The organism is Mesorhizobium sp. P2_A12 (assembly GCF_056405075.1).
This window is the reverse complement of sequence record NZ_JBFUCU010000005.1, coordinates 308801-325816: the sequence shown is the minus strand read 5'-3', so window position 1 is coordinate 325816 and position 17016 is coordinate 308801. Positions and strand designations below refer to the sequence as shown.

Below are 17016 nucleotides of genomic sequence, written 5' to 3'. Positions count from 1 at the left end.
GCGAGGCCAGTGCTGCCCGCCCGGAACGGCGGCCGATGACCGAGGCGGGATCGCGCGAGCAGCGCTGGAGCAAGCTCGCCGCCGGTCTTGCCGGGCATGGCGGCAAGGCCGAGCCGACATCGGCCGACACCGGAAAGATCGTCTCGGCCAAGGTGCCGACCGCGAAAATCGGCAAGGACGATTTGGAAGCCAAGGACGATTTAGAAGCGAAGTCGCACAAGGATGATGCCGATGCCGAAGAGACGGCGCCGGACGCGGATGCCGTGCCGCTCCAGGACCATCTGCCGCTGCTGATCGCGTTTCATGACCTGCGCCATTTCTCGACATCGACCAAGGCAAGCGGGCGCGACACGGCCACTGGCGAGGGCCCAGCGGACCCGGCGCTCGACGGGCATGCTCCGCTCCCAAAGAGCTACCGGTCGAAGTCCACGGCCGGAAACGAAGTCCTTGAAACCAAGTCGAAGCCGGAGCAGGTGTCGATCATCGACGGGCCCTTGACCGAGCTTGACGGTCAGCCGCCGAGCGCTGCCGGAATTGCCTCCAGCGCGCCGAAACGCGATGCTGTCGTGGCGTCGCAGAAGCTGCCAGACGCCACAACCGCCGATGTGCCCGGCGTGCAATCGAAACACACCGCGCCGGCGATGAAAAGCATCGAGGATGTCCAGTCCTCGTTACGGCCCGAAGCCGGAAAACAATCCCTGTCCCCCACACGCATCGACGTCGTGTCGCAACAGAGCTTCCCGGCGCCACCACAAAGTCCCATCAGCCAGGCAGCCCTCAATGTGGTCAACGCCATAGCCGCCGATGGCGGCCCGCAAAAGGCCCTTCCAGCCTCATCCGCGGCCACTCAGCTGGGCAGCCCTGTTGCCGTTCCGACACATGTGTTGAAGATCGAACTTCACCCCGCCGAACTCGGCATGATGACGGCCAACCTTCGCCTCTCCGGAGAACAACTTTCGATTGAATTGAAGCCCGCAACACACGAAGCTTATCGTCGTTTGTCCGCCGACAGCGAGGCCATCGTCAAATCGCTGCGTGGGCTCGGTTTCGAGGTTGACAAGGTTACGATCCTGCAACCTTCGGTAGCGGTTCCTGCTGCAACCCGCACCGATGGAACCGCCCCCTTGCCGGCGGCGTCGGGCCGCGATCCGTCATCCTTCCAACCTGGAAACCCGGGCGGCGGCAATGGTGGAGCGGGTGGTCAGCAACCGGGTCAGCAATCCGCAGGAAACCGCAATGATGACGCGCAGGACTACGGCCGCGGCACTTCACCTTCTCGCGAGCGCGCTGGCGACGATATGTTTATCTAGCGCAGCAGGCGCTGCCGCTGCCGCCACCAACCCCTGCGAGCCCGAGATCCTGCGTGCCGCCGATCGATATGGCGTGCCCGCCGGCATCCTCTATGCCGTGGGCCTGACAGAAACCGGAAATAAGGGCAGCCTTCAGCCCAACGCCTTGAATATAGAGGGAAAAGCAGTCTTTCCGAGAAGCCGGACCGAGGCCCTTGCGGCCTTCGCCAATGCCCGGCGCGAAGGCAAGACGCTCATCGATCTGGGCTGCATGCAGATCAACCATCACTACCACGCGTCGCATTTCCGCAGCGTCGAGGACATGCTCGATCCGCGTCAGAACGTCGACTATGCGGCGCGCTTCCTGGCCAGTCTCCATGCCCGCCACGAGACCTGGTCGATGGCCGTCGCACGTTATCATGCCGGTCCCGACAACGATCCGGCGCAGAAGATCTATGTCTGTCGCGTCATTGCCAACATGGTCGCCACCGGCTTTGGGAAATGGACCGCGAACGCCCGCGGCTTCTGCAACCCGTAGGCGTACCTTCGGCTTCCAATACGCCGTTCGCGCAGTCCTTGGTTGTTGTTTTGACTTGGCCAGAACTTGCTGCCGAAAGCATATCTGGTTGCAGGCTAATGCAACCGGCGCGATTCCAGACTCCCAAGAAACTAGCTACAAGAAATGACGGTTGTGCAGGATTCTCGCCAGCGGATACCCCTTTTCTCACGGGGCAAATGATTTGATTCGGAGGCGGGCCGATGATTGTAATCGTTGACGAGCGCGAGCTCGTAACAGAGGGATACAATTCACTTTTCGACCGTGAGGGTGTCGCCTGCGCAGGCTTCGCGCCGGGCGAGTTCGGCGAGTGGGTAAGCTCGGCGGCCGACACCGACCTGAGGTCGGTCCGAGCCTTCCTCATCGGCGACTGCCGCGAAGGCTCGATCTCTCCCCGTCAGATCCGCGACCGCACCGGAGCACCGGTCATCGCCTTGAGCGAACAGCACTCGCTGGAAAACACGCTGCGGTTGTTCGAGAGCGGCGTCGACGACGTCATTCGCAAGCCCGTCCACATCCGCGAGATCCTCGCCCGCATCACCGCTATCCGCCGCCGCGCCCAGGAAGACGTCGCCTACACCGAGATCGGCGCCATGCGCATCTTCATGGATGGCCGCGACCCCGAGATCGACGGCCAGCCTTTGCCCTTGCCGCGCCGCGAGCGCCGCATCCTCGAATATCTGGCAAGCAATCGCGGCCGCCGCGTCACCAAGACCCAGGTTTTCAACGCCATCTACGGCATTTTCGACGAAGAGGTCGAGGAGAACGTGGTCGAAAGCCACATCAGCAAATTGCGCAAGAAGCTGCGCGAGAAGCTGGGCACCGACCCGATCGATTCCAAGCGCTTCCTTGGCTACCGGCTCGTCTTCTGATGCAGCCCCGCGCCAGCCTCGCGCAAGACAGGATGCGTAGCCTCGTAGCCAGTGGCATCCGCATTGGAGCCAGCGGCATCCACATTGGGGAGACGTTTCGATGAGCCTCTACGGAATGATGCGGACCGGCGTTTCCGGCATGAATGCACAGGCGAACCGGCTGTCCACCACGGCCGACAACATCGCCAATTCCGACACCACCGGCTACAAGCGGTCCTCTGCCGAATTTTCGTCGCTGGTCATGCCGAGCACCGGCGGTGCCTACAATTCCGGCGGCGTCACCACGACGATCCGGCAGGCGGTCAGCGATCCGGGCGTGCTTCAATACACGACGTCGGTCTCAGACCTTGCCGTCAACGGCGATGGTTTCTTCGTCGTTCAGGATCCGAGCGGAACACCGTTCCTGACCCGGGCCGGCGCCTTCGTTCCCGATGCTGAGGGCAGGCTGGTCAATGCGGCGGGCTTCCAGCTGATGGCCTACAGCTACGCCAACGGCGTGCCGGCAGCGACAGTGAACGGCTTCGAGGGACTGACCCCGGTGCTCATCTCCGACCAGGGGATGACGGCAACGCCGAGCACCCAGGGTACTTACAGCGGCAACCTGCCGGCAGGCGCGACGCCGGTCGCCGCCGGCAATCTGCCCACCACCAACGCGGCGGGTGCGCAGTACACGTCGAAATCCTCGATGGTCGCCTACGACAATCTCGGCAACAAGAAGCTGCTGGACGTCTATTTCACCAACACCGGCGCCGGCACTTGGCAGGTGGCGGTCTTCGATCAGTCGAAGGCCACCGCCGGGACGTCGTTCCCTTACACCGGCGGCGCATTGGGCTCGGCCAACCTGACCTTCGACACCACCACGGGCAAGCTCACCGGCGCCGTCAACAGCGTCAGCCTGACGGTGCCCAATGGCGCCGCCTTTTCGCTGGACCTGTCGGCCTTGACCCAGCTCGGCGCCGGCTTCACCGTCTCCGACGCCCAGGTCAACGGCAACGCACCGAGCACCATCGACAAGATCCAGATCAGCAAGGACGGCACCATCTCGGCGCAGTACAAGGACGGCTCCACCAAGGCGCTCTACAAGATTCCGCTGGCAGACGTGCAGAGCCCGGACCAGCTCAACGCGCTGCCCGGCAACGTCTACGCACAGGGCACCGAATCCGGCGCGGTCCGTATCGGCTTTGCCAATGAGGGCAAGGCCGGCTCCATCATCTCCGGCGCACTCGAGAATTCCAACGTCGACATCGCCGAAGAACTGACCAACATGATCGCGGCACAGCGCAGCTACACCGCCAATTCGAAAGTCTTCCAGACCGGTTCCGATCTGATGGACGTCCTTGTCAACCTGAAGAGATAGAACGGGCACCGCCCGTGAAAGACCCGCATGTCGTTGTCCACTGCACTGAGCATCGCCCAATCGGCGCTTATGAACACCGCGCGGCAGACCAGCGTCGTCTCGCGCAATGTCGCCGACGCCGACAATCCGGACTATTCGCGCCGCCAGGCCGTCGTCACAAGCACCGCGCCGGGCGCGCGTTCGGTTGATATCCGGCGCGCCGCCAACGACCTGCTGTTCCGCCAGAACCTCAGCGCGCTGTCGGCCTGGAGCGGCCAGAACGCGCTCTACAGCGGCATGGATCAGCTAGGGGTATCGGTCAATGGCGTCGACAATGCGTCCTCGCCCTCAACCGCGATCGGCAATTTGCAGCAGGCGCTGCAGCTCTATGCCACCTCGCCATCCAACCAGAATCTCGGCGCCAGCGTCGTCGACGCCGCCAAGCAGGTCGCGCGATCCCTGAACGAGGGCTCCACGGCGATCCAGGATTTCCGTACCCAGACCGACGGCCAGATCGCCACCGCGGTCGACGACCTCAACTCGCTGCTCAGCCAGTTCCAGGATGCCAACACCGCGGTCATTTCTGGAACCCGTTCCGGCACCGATGTCTCCGACGCGCTCGACCAGCGCGACGCGCTTTTGAAGAAGATCTCGGACTATATCCCGGTCTCGACCTTCACGCGCGGTGACAATGACATGGTCGTCACCACTGGCGACGGCACGACGCTGTTCGAAACCATTCCGCGCACGGTCAGCTTCGCGCCGTCGGCCGGCTACACCGCCGGTGCCGCCGGCAACGCGGTCTATATCGACAATGTGCCGATCTCGGCGGGAGCCGGCGGCAACACCACCGCCAGCGGCAAGCTCGCCGGCCTGCTGCAATTGCGCGACAGTGTCGCCTCGACCATGCAGAGCCAGCTCGACGAAACCGCGCGCGGCCTGATCACGGCTTTTGCCGAAACCGCGCCTCCGCTGCCCAATGCCGCCGGCCTGTTCACCTGGTCCGGTGCGCCGGCGGTGCCGGCAGCGGGCACGCTGGTTAACGGCCTTGCCGCATCGATCAGCGTCAACGCGGCGATGGACCCAAGCGCCGGCGGCAATCCGACGCTGCTGCGCGATGGCGGTGCCAATGGTGCCGCTTATGTCGCCAACACCGGCGGCGGCGCCTCCTATTCCGACCTTCTGGTTGCCTATGGCGACCGGCTCGACAAGCCGATGGCCTTCGACCCGGCCGCCGGGGTTTCGGCAACGTCCAGCGTTTCCGACTATGCGGCCAACTCGATCGGCTGGTTCGAGGGCGTGCGCCAGCAGGCGTCGACCGCCTCCGACGCCAAGGAAGCGCTGGCATCGCGCAGCGCCGAGGCGCTGTCCAACGCGACCGGCGTCAACGTCGACCAGGAAATGTCCCTGCTGCTCGACCTCGAACACACCTATCAGGCATCGGCCCGGATGATGAAAACCGTCGACGACATGATGACGGCCTTGCTCAACGCGGTGGGATAATCCATGACTTCAGTCTCGTCAGCCGCCATATCGAACGCCATGCGCTCCCAGCAGATGCGCATGCAGGCGGAGCTTGTCAAAGCCACGAAAGAGTCCTCGACCGGCAGGGTCGCCGATGTCGGCCTGGCTCTCGGAGCGCGCACCGCGCAGTCCGTCACCTTCTCGCGCGATCTCGACCGGCTCAACGTCATCATCGACTCCAACGGTCTGGTCGGCTCCCGCTTGTCCTCGACGCAGACCTCGCTCAGCCAGCTCTCGACCGCGGCGCAGTCCTTTCTGTCCGCCCTGACCACCGCGTCATCGAGCGATTCTTCCAACAGTCTCACCCAAGCCTCGGGCAAGGCGACCATCCAGCAGCTGACCTCGATCCTCAACACCAGCGTCAATGGCGAGTATCTGTTTGCCGGCACCAACACCGACGTCAAGCCGATCAACGACTTCACCGCCGCCGGCTCGCCAGCCAAGGCGGCCTTCGATGCCGCCTTCGTCGCCAATTTCGGCTTCACGCAGGATGACCCGGCGGCGGCCAATATCACCGCCACCCAGATGGACGACTTCATCACCAACGACGTCGTGCCGCAATTCATGGGCCCGGGCTGGCAAGGCAACTGGTCGAACGCCACCGACCAGCAGATCGTCAGCCGCATCGCCCTGAACGAAACCACGCCAACCTCGACCAGCGCCAACAGCGCTGGCATCCAGAAGCTCGCCATGGCGGCGGCCATGGTCTCCAGCCTGATGTCCAGCAACATCAGCCAGGCCGCGAAGAACAAGGTCGTCAGCCGCTCCACGGCACTGGTTGGCGAAGCGCTGAGCGGCATTGGTCAGATTCAGTCCGAGACCGGCATCGTCCAGAAGCGAGTTTCCGATGCGAACGACCGCATGAAAACGCAGGTCGACCTTTTCGAACGGCACATTCTCGATCTGGAAGGCGTCGATCCGGCCGAGGCCGCGACCCGGGTTGCCGATCTGACACAGCACATCGAAACGTCCTTTGCATTGACCGCGCGCCTGCAGCAGCTCAGCCTGTTGAATTACCTGACCTGACAACGCTTAACGGAACGGTAGAGCCCGCCGCCGGCCACGGCTCGATGGCGGCGGTCGAGGCGCTGCATTTCACCAACCGCGTCTGGACCGCCTTCGTCGAGGATCTCGGCTCCAGCGACAACGCGCTGCCCAAGGAACTGCGCGCCAACCTCATTTCCATCGGCCTGTGGCTGCTGCGCGAGGCAGAGGACATTCGCCAGGGCCGCACCAACAATTTCGAAGGGCTGATCGAGGTGTCCCAGATCATCAGGGACGGCATTCAATGACCAACACGCTGAAGATATCGCTGAAGCCGAACGAGAAGATCTACATCAACGGCGCCGTCATCCGCGTCGACCGCAAGGTCACCGTCGAATTGATGAACGATGTGCAGTTCCTGCTCGAAAACCATGTGATCCAGGCCGAAGACGCCTCGACGCCGCTCAAGCAGCTGTATTTCATCCTGCAGGTCATGCTGATGAACCCGGCCGGCGCGGCCGAGGCGCGCGACATGTTCCGGCGTTCGTTGCCGCTGCTGCTGGCAAGCTTCGAGGACGCCCAGATCTGCGCTGGACTGAAACAGATCGACCGCATGGTCGGCGAGGATCATATCTACGAGGCGCTGAAGGCCATCCGCGCGCTCTATCCGCTCGAACGCCGCGCGCTTGGCGACAATGACTATGTTCCGGGTGCCGCGCGCCCGTTGGCTGTGGGAGCACGATACTGATGAACGTGGACATGACGACGACGATACCGACTGGCGCCAACCAGGCCAGCCAGCAGACCTCGAAGACGGCTGTCGACTACCAGTCGTTCCTGAAGCTGCTGATTGCCGAGATGAAGAACCAGGATCCGACCAAGCCGATGGATTCGACGCAGTATGTCGCACAGCTCGCCACCTTCTCGCAGGTCGAGCAATCGGTGCAGACCAACACCAAGCTCGACCAGATCATGTCGTCCTCGGCGCTGTCGCAGGCCGATGCGCTGATCGGGCGCTCGATAACCTCGGCCGACGGCAAGACGACGGGCACGGTGGCGTCGGTGCGCCTCGCCAGCAGCGGCCTCATTGCGGTGCTGCAGAACGGCACCGAGGTCGCGGTCGGCCCGGGCGTCTCGATCAAGGCCGCGAGCTGACGCTTCCGGCAGGGCCAGTCCTATGAATGAGGCCGACGCTCTCGACATCGTCCAGTACGCGGTGTGGACGGTGCTCACCGCATCTGCCCCGGTGGTTCTGGTCGCCATGGCGGTCGGCATCGGCATCGCCCTCATCCAGGCGCTGACGCAGGTTCAGGAGATCACCTTGACCTTCGTGCCGAAGATCGTCGCCATCATGCTGGTGGTGGCGCTGACCGGCCCCTTCATCGGCAGCCAGATATCGGCCTTCACCAACGTCATCTTCGAGCGCATCCAGAACGGATTCTGAGCAAGTCGACGAAAGCCGCGCAGGTCCGTGCCGAACCATCGGGATCCTCGACCGGTGCGGAATGGAGACGTGGACCGCCTCTATCCCATTGTTGGACCATGACCTTTTTCGAAAGGTGTTCGCCCTTTCAACCGCCATGCCCTACTTTCGGCAAATGATCTGAGCAAACGGATCGTCTGACGAGCAGGCACGACATGGCAGGGACCCACCGATGATTGACGAAAAGCCGGAAAGCGAGAGCGTTTCGGCGCTGGCGCCCTTCCGGCACGGCATTTTCCGCGCCGTATGGGCCGCAAGTCTTGTCTCGAATTTCGGTGGCCTGATCCAGGGCGTCGGCGCCGCCTGGATGATGACCACGATCGCCACCTCGTCCTATCAGGTGGCCCTGGTCCAGGCTTCGACCACCTTGCCGATCATGCTGTTTGCGCTCGTTGCCGGCGCCATCGCCGACAGTTTCGACCGGCGTAAGGTGATGCTGGTCGCCCAGACCTTCATGCTGGTCGCCTCCGTGCTTTTGACCCTGTTCACTTATGCCGGCCTGATCACGCCGTGGACGCTGCTGGCCTTCACCTTCCTGATCGACAGCGGCACGGCGCTCAACAGCCCGTCCTGGCAGGCCTCCGTCGGCGACATCGTGCCCCGCAACAAGGTGCCGGCCGCCGTCGCGCTCAACTCGATGGGCTTCAACCTGACCCGCAGCGTCGGCCCGGCGATCGGCGGCATCATCGTCGCCGCCGCCGGCGCAGCGGCGGCCTTCGCGGCCAACGCAGTGAGCTATATCGGCCTGATCGTCGTGCTGGCGCGCTGGAAACCCGACCTGCCGGTCTCGACCTTGCCGCGCGAATCGCTGGGCGCCGCCATGGGCGCCGGCCTGCGCTATGTCGCCATGTCGCCCAACATCGGCAAGGTGCTGGTCAGGGGCGCCGCTTTCGGCTTCAGCGCCGGCGCGGTGCTGGCATTGCTGCCGCTGGTGGCGCGCGATGTCGTCAAGGGCGATGCCCTGACCTACGGCATCATGCTCGGCGCCTTCGGCATCGGCGCGGTCGGCGGCGCCTTGATCAGCGTCCGGCTGCGGCAGCTGCTGTCCAGCGAGACGATGGTGCGCTGCGCCTTCGCCGGCTTTGCCGCCTGCGCCTTCAATGCCGCCGTCAGCCATCATGCCTGGCAGACGTCGCTCGGCCTGCTTGTCGGCGGTGCCTGCTGGGTGATCGCCCTTTCGCATTTCAACGTCACCGTCCAGATGGCGACACCGCGCTGGGTGGTCGGCCGGGTGCTTTCGGTCTATCAGACCGCGACCTTCGGCGGCATCGCGCTAGGCAGCTGGATCTGGGGCGTCGTCGCCGATGCGCATGGCGCCGAAACCGCGCTGATCGCGGCCAGCATCGCCATGCTGGCCGGCGGCGCCATCGGCTTCTTGCTGCCGCTGCCGCAGCAGCAGGTGCTCAACCTCGATCCGCTCAACCGCTTCAAGGAGCCGCACCTTGCGCTCGACCTGAAGCCGCGCAGCGGTCCGATCGCCATCATGATCGAATACATCATCCGCGACGAGGACGTGCCGGAGTTCCTCGCCACCATGGCCGAACGCGGCCGCATCCGCCGCCGTGACGGCGCCCGCAACTGGACATTGGCACGCGACCTCGAAAATCCGGCGATCTGGATCGAGCATTATCATACGCCGACCTGGCTCGAATATGTGCGCCACAATGGACGCATCACCCACGCCGACGCCGTCATCGGTGAACGCCTGCGGGCGCTGCACAGCGGCGACGAACTGCCGCGCGTGCGCCGCATGATCGAGCGCCCGACGACCGCGGGCACGGCGCTCGTGATGGCCAAGGGACCGATCGAGCACTAACCGGGGCCACCTTTGGGCGACATGCACTAACCTTCGCCCGACAGGTCCCTGCGCGCCTTGTCGAGTTCCTCGGCATAGCGCCGCATCAGATGGCCTTCGGTCAACAGCCCCAGCACGATGCGGTCGCTGAAATCCTCGACCACGGCGAGCTCTTCAGCGCCGGCGCGCTGGAAGGTCTCGGCGGCGGACTGCACGTTCATGCTGGGCACCAGCACCGCGTCCTTGTATTTGGTGAGATCGCGCACCGCCACCTCGCCGTCGGAAGGATCGCTGTGCAGTTCGGCCACGATCAGCACGCCGACATAGTGTTCGCCCGGGTCGACGGCGATGACGCGCTGGGCCGAACCGAGCGGCACTTGCCTGCGGAAGGCCGCCAGCGTCGTCGAGGCATGGATGGTCTTGATGTCCTTTCGCATCATCGAGCCGACTGTGAGGCTGCGCATCCAGCCGACGTCGTGAGCGCTGCGGATGGTCTCGCCGCGCAGATGGAAGCGCCATGTCGAGAAGGAGTAACCGAAGGTCTCGCGCACCAGGATGGCCGACATGATCGAAGCCGCCAGCACGACGCCGGTAAGCGTCAGGTCGCGGGTCGATTCCAGCGCCAGGAAGGTCATCGTCAGCGGGCCGCCGACGACGCCGACGGCGAGCGACGTCATGCCGACGACGGCGGCAACAGCGGGATCGATGCCGGTGGCCGGCGAGACCAGCGCCATCACACCGGCAAACGCCTTGCCAAGCAGCGCACCGAGGAACAGCGAGGCGAAGAACAGCCCGCCGCGAAAGCCCGAGCCCAAGGAGATGGCCGAGGCCGCCAGTTTCAACACGAAGACGCTGGCCACCACGGCCAGCCCGTAGTTCATCGCGAATTCGCGATGCAGCGCGCCATGGCCGCTGGACAGGACTTGCGGCGTGACCAGCCCCAGCAGCCCGACGATGACGCCGCCGATGACGGGGCGCAGCGACGCATCGATCGACAGCCTGGCAAAACCGCGTTCGATCAGCGTCACCAGATGCATGATGGCGATCGAGGCCGCACCGCCGAGCAGGCCGAGCAGCAGGAACGGCACGTACTGGCTGGCGGTCAGCGCCGGCAGGCCCGAAAGCTCAAGCGGAAACGGCACCCCGCCAAACACTTCCGCCGTCAGCGAGGCCGAGATCGCCGCCGTCATGACAGGCGCGACATTGGCGACCGAGTAGATGCCGATGACCAGTTCGAAACCATAGAAGGCACCCGTCAGCGGCGCATCGAAGGCGGCGGCGATGGCGCCGGCGGCACCACAACCGACCAGGATGCGGACATCGTTGCGGCGCAGCCGGAAGATGCCCGCCAGCCGCGACGCGAGGCCCGACCCGACCTGCGTGTAGCCGGCTTCCAGCCCGACCGAGGCGCCGAAACCGCTAGAGATCATCGTCTGGCCGGCGATGATGAAGGTGTCGGTGAGCGACATGCGCCCGCCATAGAGCGCGTTGGCTTCGATCGGGTCGATCGGCGTGCGGAATTTGCGCAGTCTGAGCCAGATCACCGTCAGCCCAAGCAGGATGCCGCCGATCGCCGGTATCAGCGCGTGCATCGGGTTGGCGAGCGAGAACATGCCGGAAAGCCGGCCACCGGGTTGGACGCCGAACAACAGCCCGTGCAGGTCCTGCACGGTCTGGCTCATCGCCGTAACCAGGATCCCCGCCATCACCCCGACAACACCGGCCAGGATGACCACCGCGATGCCGCGCGCCTCGAGCAGCGGCATCGACCTGATCAGCACCGCGCGCAGCCGGCGGGCGTAGACTTCGCTGTGGTTTCTGGAAAGCACCGGGGCGGCTCGCCGATATCGGAAAAGGCAGTGGAAAGCCCGCCTGATACGCCCGGCGACACGGCATGGCAACCACATTGGCGACAGACAAGGCGCCATTGTGGCGTGGGGCGACCGGTCGCGGCCGCGGCTGGCTCCGTTGGAACGCGAACGGCTGCCGTCGGCTGGCGGACCGATCAGGTCGGCTTGGGATCGCCGGCCTCATAGAGCACGAGATTGCGCTCGCCGATGCCAAGTGCCGGCCAGCTCGCGCGCCAGTCCGCAAGGTGCGGCGAGCGGAAATGCGCATCGAGCGCCGTCCTGTCGCTCCAGACTTCCGTGACCCGGATGAGCCCGGCATCGAACACATCCTGCGCATAGGAATATTCGAGGCAACCGGGCTCGGCGCGGCTGGCTGAGACCATGCGCTCCATCTCGGGCTTCGCCTCCTCGAGCTTTTCCGGCGGCAAGCGGATGGTGCCGATGATCAGCAGCATGGGATTTCCTTTTGGAAGCAGCGGTCGAGAGCCCAGTAGCCAGTCTCCCACCCTCGCGCAAGCTTGGCCGGTTAGGCTCAAAAGGCTGCCGCGCGGGCAGGCTTGGCATTTTGGGGACGACATGGCGATCAGCGAAAGCATCCAGCAGGGCGCAGTGGCCAAGAACGGCCGCGACGTCTTCTTCGCCATCGGCATCGTCATCATCCTGGCCGTGCTGTTCCTGCCGATCCCGGCCTTTCTCATCGACATCGGCCTCGCCTTCTCGATCGCGCTTTCGGTGCTGATCCTGATGGTGGCGCTGTGGATCCAGCGACCGCTCGATTTCTCGTCGTTCCCGACGGTGCTGCTCATTGCCACCATGCTGCGGCTGTCGCTCAACATCGCCACCACACGCATGATCCTGTCGCACGGCAATGAGGGCACGCACGCGGCCGGCTATGTCATCGCCGGCTTCTCCAAGCTGGTGATGGCCAGCGACTTCGTCATCGGCCTCATCGTCTTCATGATCCTGATCGTGGTGAACTTCATCGTCATCACCAAGGGCGCCACCCGTATCGCCGAAGTCGGCGCCCGCTTCACCCTCGACGCCATCCCCGGCAAGCAGATGTCGATCGACGCCGATCTCTCCGCCGGCATGATCGACGACAAGACGGCGCAGCTGCGCCGCCGGGAGCTGGAAGAGGAATCCTCCTTCTTCGGGTCGATGGACGGCGCCTCGAAATTCGTCCGCGGCGACGCCATCGCCGGCCTCATCATCACCGCCATCAACATCGTCGGCGGCATCGCCATTGGCTATATCAGGCATGGGATGGGCATGGGCGAAGCCGCCGACGTGTTCATCAAGCTGTCGGTCGGCGACGGCCTCGTCACCCAGATCCCGGCGCTGATCGTCTCATTGGCCGCCGGCCTTTTGGTGTCCAAGGGCGGCACGCGCGGTTCGACCAACCAGGCGGTGTTCGGCCAGCTCGGCGCCCATCCGCGCGCTCTCTACGTGGCGGCATCGCTGCTGGTGCTGCTCGGCCTGATGCCCGGCCTGCCGCTGTTTCCGTTCTTTGCGCTGGCCGCCGGCATGGCCGGCCTCGGCTACATCATCCCGATGCGCCACAACCGCGCCGTCGCCGCCGCCGAAGCGATCAAGGACCAGGAGAAGGCGACCAAGGTCGAAGAGGAAAAGAACTCGGTCAAGGCGTCGCTCGCCACCGCCGAGATCGAACTGCTGATCGGCAAGCAGCTGTCGACGCGGCTGCTGGTGTCGCATCAGGAACTGGTTTTCCGCATGTCCAAGATGCGCAAGAAATTCGCCACGCAATACGGCTTCGTGGTGCCGGAAGTGCGGGTTGCCGATGATTTCGCCATCCCGCCGAAGAGCTACCAGATCAAGGTGCACGGCACCGTGGTGGCCGAATACCAGATGCGCGTCGGCGAGATCATGGTGCTGCTCGGCAATCGCGACATACCCGAAATACCGGGCGAGGAAATCCGCGAGCCGGCCTTCGGCATGCGCGCCTACTCCGTGGTCGAAACCTTCGCCGAAGATCTCAAGCGCGAGAACTACACCTTCGCCGACAACATGTCGGTGCTGCTCACCCATCTCTCCGAGGTCATCCGCAACAACCTGCCGCAGCTTCTGTCCTACAAGGACATGAAGGCGCTGCTCGAACGGCAGGACCAGGAATATCGCAAGCTCGCCGACGAGATCTGCACCACCCACATCTCCTATCCCGGCCTGCAGGCGGTGCTGAAGCTGCTGCTCGCCGAGCGGGTCTCGATCCGCAATCTGCATCTGATCATCGAGGCGATCGCCGAGATCGCGCCGCATGTGCGCCGCACCGAGCAGATCGTCGAACATGTCCGCATCCGCATGGCCCAGCAGATCTGCGGCGACCTATCCGAGGGCGGCGTGCTCAAGGTGCTGCGTCTTGGCAACCGCTGGGATCTCGCCTTCCACCAGAGCCTCAAGCGCGACGCCAAGGGCGAGGTGCGCGAGTTCGACATCGATCCGCGCCAGTTGGAAGAGTTCGGCCAGGACGCGACCAAGGCGATCAAGAAACATCTAGAGGCCGGCGAGCGTTTCGTACTGGTCACCGCGCCCGACGCCCGCCCCTATGTGCGCATGATCATCGAGCGGCTGTTCACCACGCTGCCGGTGCTCAGCCACGTCGAAATCGCGAAGGGCGTCGAGATCAGGGTGCTCGGAACCATATCGTGAGTGTGCTTTCGCAAGGCGTCGTCATCGCGGCGTTCCTCGCCTTCTGCCGCATCGGCGCCTGCTTCATGCTGATGCCCGGCCTGTCCAGCGCCCGCGTCCCGGTCCAGGTCAGGCTGTTCGTGGCGGTCGCCGCCACCGGCGGCCTGCTCGCCTTCCTGTGGGATCGCATCTTTCCCTTCGTCGATCCGCGCCCGCAAATCCTGGTGCCGATGATCATCTCGGAACTTCTGGTCGGCGGACTGATCGGCGCCATGACCAGGCTTTACATGGAAGCCCTGCGCTTCATGGGCTCGGCCATCGCCATGCTGATCGGCTATGGCGGCACCGGCGGACCGGCGATCGAGGAGCCGGAGCCGCAGGCAGCCCTTGCCGCCATCATCTCGTTCTCGGCGCTTTTGATGCTGTTCGTCTTCGATTTCGACCATGAGATCATACGCGCGCTGGTGACGTCCTACACCGTCGCGCCGGTCAACATCTTCTTCAACCCGCAGGCCGCGCTCGTCGATGTCACCGACACGGTATCGGACACGTTCTTCCTGGTCATCCGCCTCGGCAGCCCGTTTGTCGCCTACGCCATTCTCGTCAATCTGACGATCGGCTTCGTCAACAAGCTGACCCCGCAGATCCCGATCTATTTCATCTCGCAGCCCTTCATCATCGGCGGCGGCATGATCATCTTCTATTTCGCCGTCGGCACCATGCTGTCGCTGTTCGTCGCCGGCTTTGTCGACCTGACATTGGCGAGATAGCCATGAGCGCGCGCAGGGATCGCCTGAAGAAATTGGTCAAGGTGCAGGAACAGCTGAAGGCGCTGCACGAAACCCGTCACGCCACCTTCCTTGCCGCGGCCAGCGCGGCAGAGGCCGAAGCCAGGGATCTGGTCGGGCATTTCGACCAGGCCGGTTCCCTCTCCGGCCTGTTTCCCGATCTTTACCATCGCCGCATTGCCAGCGCCGTCGGGCGCCAGGAGGCGAGCCTCGAAAGTGCCAGGCAGGAGGCCAGCCTCATCGCAGCGGCAACCGCGCGCACCAACATGGTCGAGCGCGCCTACAAAGACGTGCGCAACCGCGACGAGCGCGAACGCTCCGACCGCGAGCGCCTCGACCTGATCGCGCAAAAGAGAAACAACGAATAGCGGCGCGGGCGATCCGGAGTCAGCCAGCGTTGGTCGCACTAGCCCGGTCACCGAGTATTATTTTCGTCGTCCGCTTCGCTTCGTAGCGGCCATCTCGCAACCGGATTTCAGTTCGCGTGCTTGGAACAAATGACGGGCCAGACTGTTCATTGATACGACGCTGACGTGCCCGGCAGGCTGGGTAAGCGGCGATTTCAAGGAGTTCTCGTCATGAAGATTTCGTCCACATTTCGTTCAGTCGCGTTTGCCGCGATCGCCACTGCGGGTGTAGGCCTTGCCAGCGCCGCGCATGCCGACAGCGGCACGATCCGCTTCTCCGTCTACAAGGCTGCCTTCTTTGTGGGTGGCTCTGGTGGCGAAGGCACGCTGACATTCCATGGCCGCCGCTATCCCGTCTCTGTCGGCGGCATCTCGGGCGGCCTCGCTTTCGGGGTTTCCAAGACCTACTTCCAAGGTACCGTTCGCCACATTCACCGCGTCCGGGATGTAACGGGGGTCTATGGGGCGGCGGGCGGTGGCGGTGCGCTCGGCAAAGGGGCCCAGGTGATCGTCATGACCAACGACAAGGGCGCACAACTCGAGCTCACCGGCAAGCAGGTAGGCATGCAGGTCAATGCCGATCTCAGCGGTATGGCCATTACGGTGAAGTAGTGCGTCGCTCCGTTCGGCGCCCCTGCGGTCGGTCCACTACGCTGCATACAACGGTAGGCTTTCTAGCCATGCCATTTAGGAAGCCGACGTTCCGCTTTCGGCAAAAAACGCGACGTCCGAATGGTGGCTTGGCGATGTCCGCAGTTGGCGGCGGGACCAACACACATGCCTGCGTTCCGCCCCTCCCCGCCGCGCAAGCCTGCCACAAGCTTGTTGAGGCATGGTCTGGCTAAGGAAAACCGATAAAAGGCGGACTTTCTTGGCGATTTCTCCACCCAGCGACATCGTTATGGATGTGGCCCGAGCCGTCGACCCGACGGACATCGAGGCCGCTCGTGCCGCGCTGACCAAGCGCTCGGGCGGTGCTGCCGGGACGTTTTCGGTCGACACCGCGGCTTCGGCCGATGCCGGCTCGATCCTGTCGCGCGCCACCGCCGACAAGGCCGCGACCACCGATCCGGCCAAGAAGTTCAAGAAGTTCGAGGCCATGGTGCTGCAGACCTTCATCCAGAACATGCTGCCCAAGGACACCGAAGGCGTCTACGGCAAGGGCCTCGCCGGCGACATGTGGAAATCGCAGCTTGCCGAGCGGGTGGCCGACGTGATGGCCGAGCGCGGCGGCATCGGCATCGCCAAGTCGATGCTTGCCGACCACTATCTCGAAGGCAAGCGCGTCGTGCCGGTCGGTCCGGTTTCGGGCGGGCCGGAAAAGACCGAGATCGATCAACAGAACAGCCTGTCGACCTCGCTGGTCCACGAATTGCAACGCAAGGCGGCCCGTTCGATCACCGGTGACGACACCGCCATCAAGACAGACATCAAGATCTAGGGAATGCCCCCCGAAACCGGGAACCGGTTTTGGGAGCCAAAATACTGA

17 protein-coding genes and 1 pseudogene are annotated in these 17016 nt (G+C 64.1%); 16 read left to right on the top strand and 2 right to left on the bottom strand.

The features are described 5' to 3' along the window. The first annotated feature begins 35 nt into the window (after positions 1-35). The 11 genes and pseudogenes from fliK to AC1DZU_RS15395 all read left to right on the top strand — a co-directional run bounded on the left by fliK (position 36) and on the right by AC1DZU_RS15395 (position 9860). Positions 36-1310 carry a flagellar hook-length control protein FliK gene (fliK, locus tag AC1DZU_RS15445; RefSeq protein WP_477285976.1) on the top strand — a complete coding sequence of 425 codons (1275 nt, stop codon included), beginning with the start codon at positions 36-38 and terminating at the stop codon, positions 1308-1310. Continuing rightward, positions 1240-1827 (top strand): transglycosylase SLT domain-containing protein, encoded by a 588-nt coding sequence (locus tag AC1DZU_RS15440; RefSeq protein WP_210334088.1) that lies wholly within the window; start codon positions 1240-1242, stop codon positions 1825-1827. Before fliK ends, AC1DZU_RS15440 begins: the two co-directional genes overlap by 71 nt. Before the next feature lie 221 nt (positions 1828-2048). Beyond that, positions 2049-2717, top strand: a complete 669-nt coding sequence (locus AC1DZU_RS15435; RefSeq protein ID WP_111547800.1) for a response regulator transcription factor — start codon at positions 2049-2051, stop codon at positions 2715-2717. A gap of 100 nt (positions 2718-2817) precedes the next feature. Continuing rightward, on the top strand, positions 2818-4074 hold the full coding sequence (locus AC1DZU_RS15430) for a flagellar hook protein FlgE (RefSeq protein ID WP_457150812.1): 1257 nt from the start codon (positions 2818-2820) through the stop codon (positions 4072-4074). A 27-nt stretch (positions 4075-4101) separates the two neighbouring features. Next, positions 4102-5556, top strand: a complete 1455-nt coding sequence (flgK, locus tag AC1DZU_RS15425) for a flagellar hook-associated protein FlgK (RefSeq protein WP_477285973.1) — start codon at positions 4102-4104, stop codon at positions 5554-5556. A gap of 3 nt (positions 5557-5559) precedes the next feature. Continuing rightward, positions 5560-6603, top strand: coding sequence for a flagellar hook-associated family protein (locus tag AC1DZU_RS15420; RefSeq protein WP_477285971.1), 1044 nt, complete (start codon positions 5560-5562; stop codon positions 6601-6603). 29 nt (positions 6604-6632) lie between these two features. Next, positions 6633-6869, top strand: a pseudogene (flaF, locus tag AC1DZU_RS15415) (flagellar biosynthesis regulator FlaF); the annotation flags it as partial. Beyond that, entirely contained in the window at positions 6866-7309 is a 444-nt protein-coding gene (flbT, locus tag AC1DZU_RS15410) for a flagellar biosynthesis repressor FlbT (protein WP_477285969.1), read from the top strand. The pseudogene flaF and the gene flbT, both read left to right, overlap by 4 nt. Then, positions 7309-7716 (top strand): flagellar hook assembly protein FlgD, encoded by a 408-nt coding sequence (flgD, locus tag AC1DZU_RS15405; protein ID WP_095084528.1) that lies wholly within the window; start codon positions 7309-7311, stop codon positions 7714-7716. Before flbT ends, flgD begins: the two co-directional genes overlap by 1 nt. Before the next feature lie 22 nt (positions 7717-7738). Next, entirely contained in the window at positions 7739-8005 is a 267-nt protein-coding gene (gene fliQ, locus AC1DZU_RS15400) for a flagellar biosynthesis protein FliQ (protein WP_095084529.1), read from the top strand. A 211-nt stretch (positions 8006-8216) separates the two neighbouring features. Further along, positions 8217-9860 (top strand): MFS transporter, encoded by a 1644-nt coding sequence (locus AC1DZU_RS15395; RefSeq protein WP_477285966.1) that lies wholly within the window; start codon positions 8217-8219, stop codon positions 9858-9860. 26 nt (positions 9861-9886) lie between these two features. Here the strand turns inward: AC1DZU_RS15395 and AC1DZU_RS15390 are convergent, their stop codons facing one another. Further along, a complete protein-coding gene (locus tag AC1DZU_RS15390; protein WP_477285964.1) occupies positions 9887-11668 on the bottom strand; it encodes a chloride channel protein in 1782 nt (593 codons plus the stop codon). Between the two features lie 176 nt (positions 11669-11844). Beyond that, a complete protein-coding gene (locus tag AC1DZU_RS15385) occupies positions 11845-12144 on the bottom strand; it encodes a putative quinol monooxygenase (protein ID WP_477285963.1) in 300 nt (99 codons plus the stop codon). Between the two features lie 121 nt (positions 12145-12265). Here AC1DZU_RS15385 and flhA point away from each other — a divergent pair, with 121 nt between their 5' ends. The 5 genes from flhA (at position 12266) to AC1DZU_RS15360 (ending at position 16968) form a co-directional block, all read left to right on the top strand. Beyond that, entirely contained in the window at positions 12266-14353 is a 2088-nt protein-coding gene (gene flhA / locus AC1DZU_RS15380; RefSeq protein WP_477285962.1) for a flagellar biosynthesis protein FlhA, read from the top strand. Then, positions 14350-15102 carry a flagellar biosynthetic protein FliR gene (gene fliR / locus AC1DZU_RS15375; protein WP_477285960.1) on the top strand — a complete coding sequence of 251 codons (753 nt, stop codon included), beginning with the start codon at positions 14350-14352 and terminating at the stop codon, positions 15100-15102. Before flhA ends, fliR begins: the two co-directional genes overlap by 4 nt. A gap of 2 nt (positions 15103-15104) precedes the next feature. Beyond that, positions 15105-15488 (top strand): hypothetical protein, encoded by a 384-nt coding sequence (locus AC1DZU_RS15370; protein ID WP_477285958.1) that lies wholly within the window; start codon positions 15105-15107, stop codon positions 15486-15488. A 210-nt stretch (positions 15489-15698) separates the two neighbouring features. Further along, the gene (locus AC1DZU_RS15365; protein ID WP_477285956.1) at positions 15699-16139 is read left to right on the top strand and encodes a hypothetical protein; all 441 of its coding nucleotides are present in this window, start codon (positions 15699-15701) and stop codon (positions 16137-16139) included. Positions 16140-16359: 220 nt separating this feature from the next. Continuing rightward, positions 16360-16968, top strand: coding sequence for a rod-binding protein (locus AC1DZU_RS15360; protein WP_477285954.1), 609 nt, complete (start codon positions 16360-16362; stop codon positions 16966-16968). Positions 16969-17016 lie beyond the last annotated feature (48 nt).

What these genes read in the sequence shown, in the direction of transcription:
- AC1DZU_RS15435 (WP_111547800.1), top strand. Translation starts at nt 2,049, where the DNA reads ATGATTGTAATCGTTGACGAGCGCGAGCTCGTAACAGAGGGATACAAT.
- flbT (WP_477285969.1), top strand. Translation starts at nt 6,866, where the DNA reads ATGACCAACACGCTGAAGATATCGCTGAAGCCGAACGAGAAGATCTAC.
- AC1DZU_RS15370 (WP_477285958.1), top strand. Translation starts at nt 15,105, where the DNA reads ATGAGCGCGCGCAGGGATCGCCTGAAGAAATTGGTCAAGGTGCAGGAA.
- AC1DZU_RS15365 (WP_477285956.1), top strand. Translation starts at nt 15,699, where the DNA reads ATGAAGATTTCGTCCACATTTCGTTCAGTCGCGTTTGCCGCGATCGCC.
- flgK (WP_477285973.1), top strand. Translation starts at nt 4,102, where the DNA reads ATGTCGTTGTCCACTGCACTGAGCATCGCCCAATCGGCGCTTATGAAC.
- fliQ (WP_095084529.1), top strand. Translation starts at nt 7,739, where the DNA reads ATGAATGAGGCCGACGCTCTCGACATCGTCCAGTACGCGGTGTGGACG.
- flgD (WP_095084528.1), top strand. Translation starts at nt 7,309, where the DNA reads ATGAACGTGGACATGACGACGACGATACCGACTGGCGCCAACCAGGCC.
- AC1DZU_RS15395 (WP_477285966.1), top strand. Translation starts at nt 8,217, where the DNA reads ATGATTGACGAAAAGCCGGAAAGCGAGAGCGTTTCGGCGCTGGCGCCC.
- AC1DZU_RS15420 (WP_477285971.1), top strand. Translation starts at nt 5,560, where the DNA reads ATGACTTCAGTCTCGTCAGCCGCCATATCGAACGCCATGCGCTCCCAG.
- AC1DZU_RS15360 (WP_477285954.1), top strand. Translation starts at nt 16,360, where the DNA reads ATGGTCTGGCTAAGGAAAACCGATAAAAGGCGGACTTTCTTGGCGATT.
- AC1DZU_RS15430 (WP_457150812.1), top strand. Translation starts at nt 2,818, where the DNA reads ATGAGCCTCTACGGAATGATGCGGACCGGCGTTTCCGGCATGAATGCA.
- fliK (WP_477285976.1), top strand. Translation starts at nt 36, where the DNA reads ATGACCGAGGCGGGATCGCGCGAGCAGCGCTGGAGCAAGCTCGCCGCC.
- AC1DZU_RS15385 (WP_477285963.1), bottom strand. Translation starts at nt 12,144, where the DNA reads ATGCTGCTGATCATCGGCACCATCCGCTTGCCGCCGGAAAAGCTCGAG.
- AC1DZU_RS15440 (WP_210334088.1), top strand. Translation starts at nt 1,240, where the DNA reads ATGACGCGCAGGACTACGGCCGCGGCACTTCACCTTCTCGCGAGCGCG.
- flhA (WP_477285962.1), top strand. Translation starts at nt 12,266, where the DNA reads ATGGCGATCAGCGAAAGCATCCAGCAGGGCGCAGTGGCCAAGAACGGC.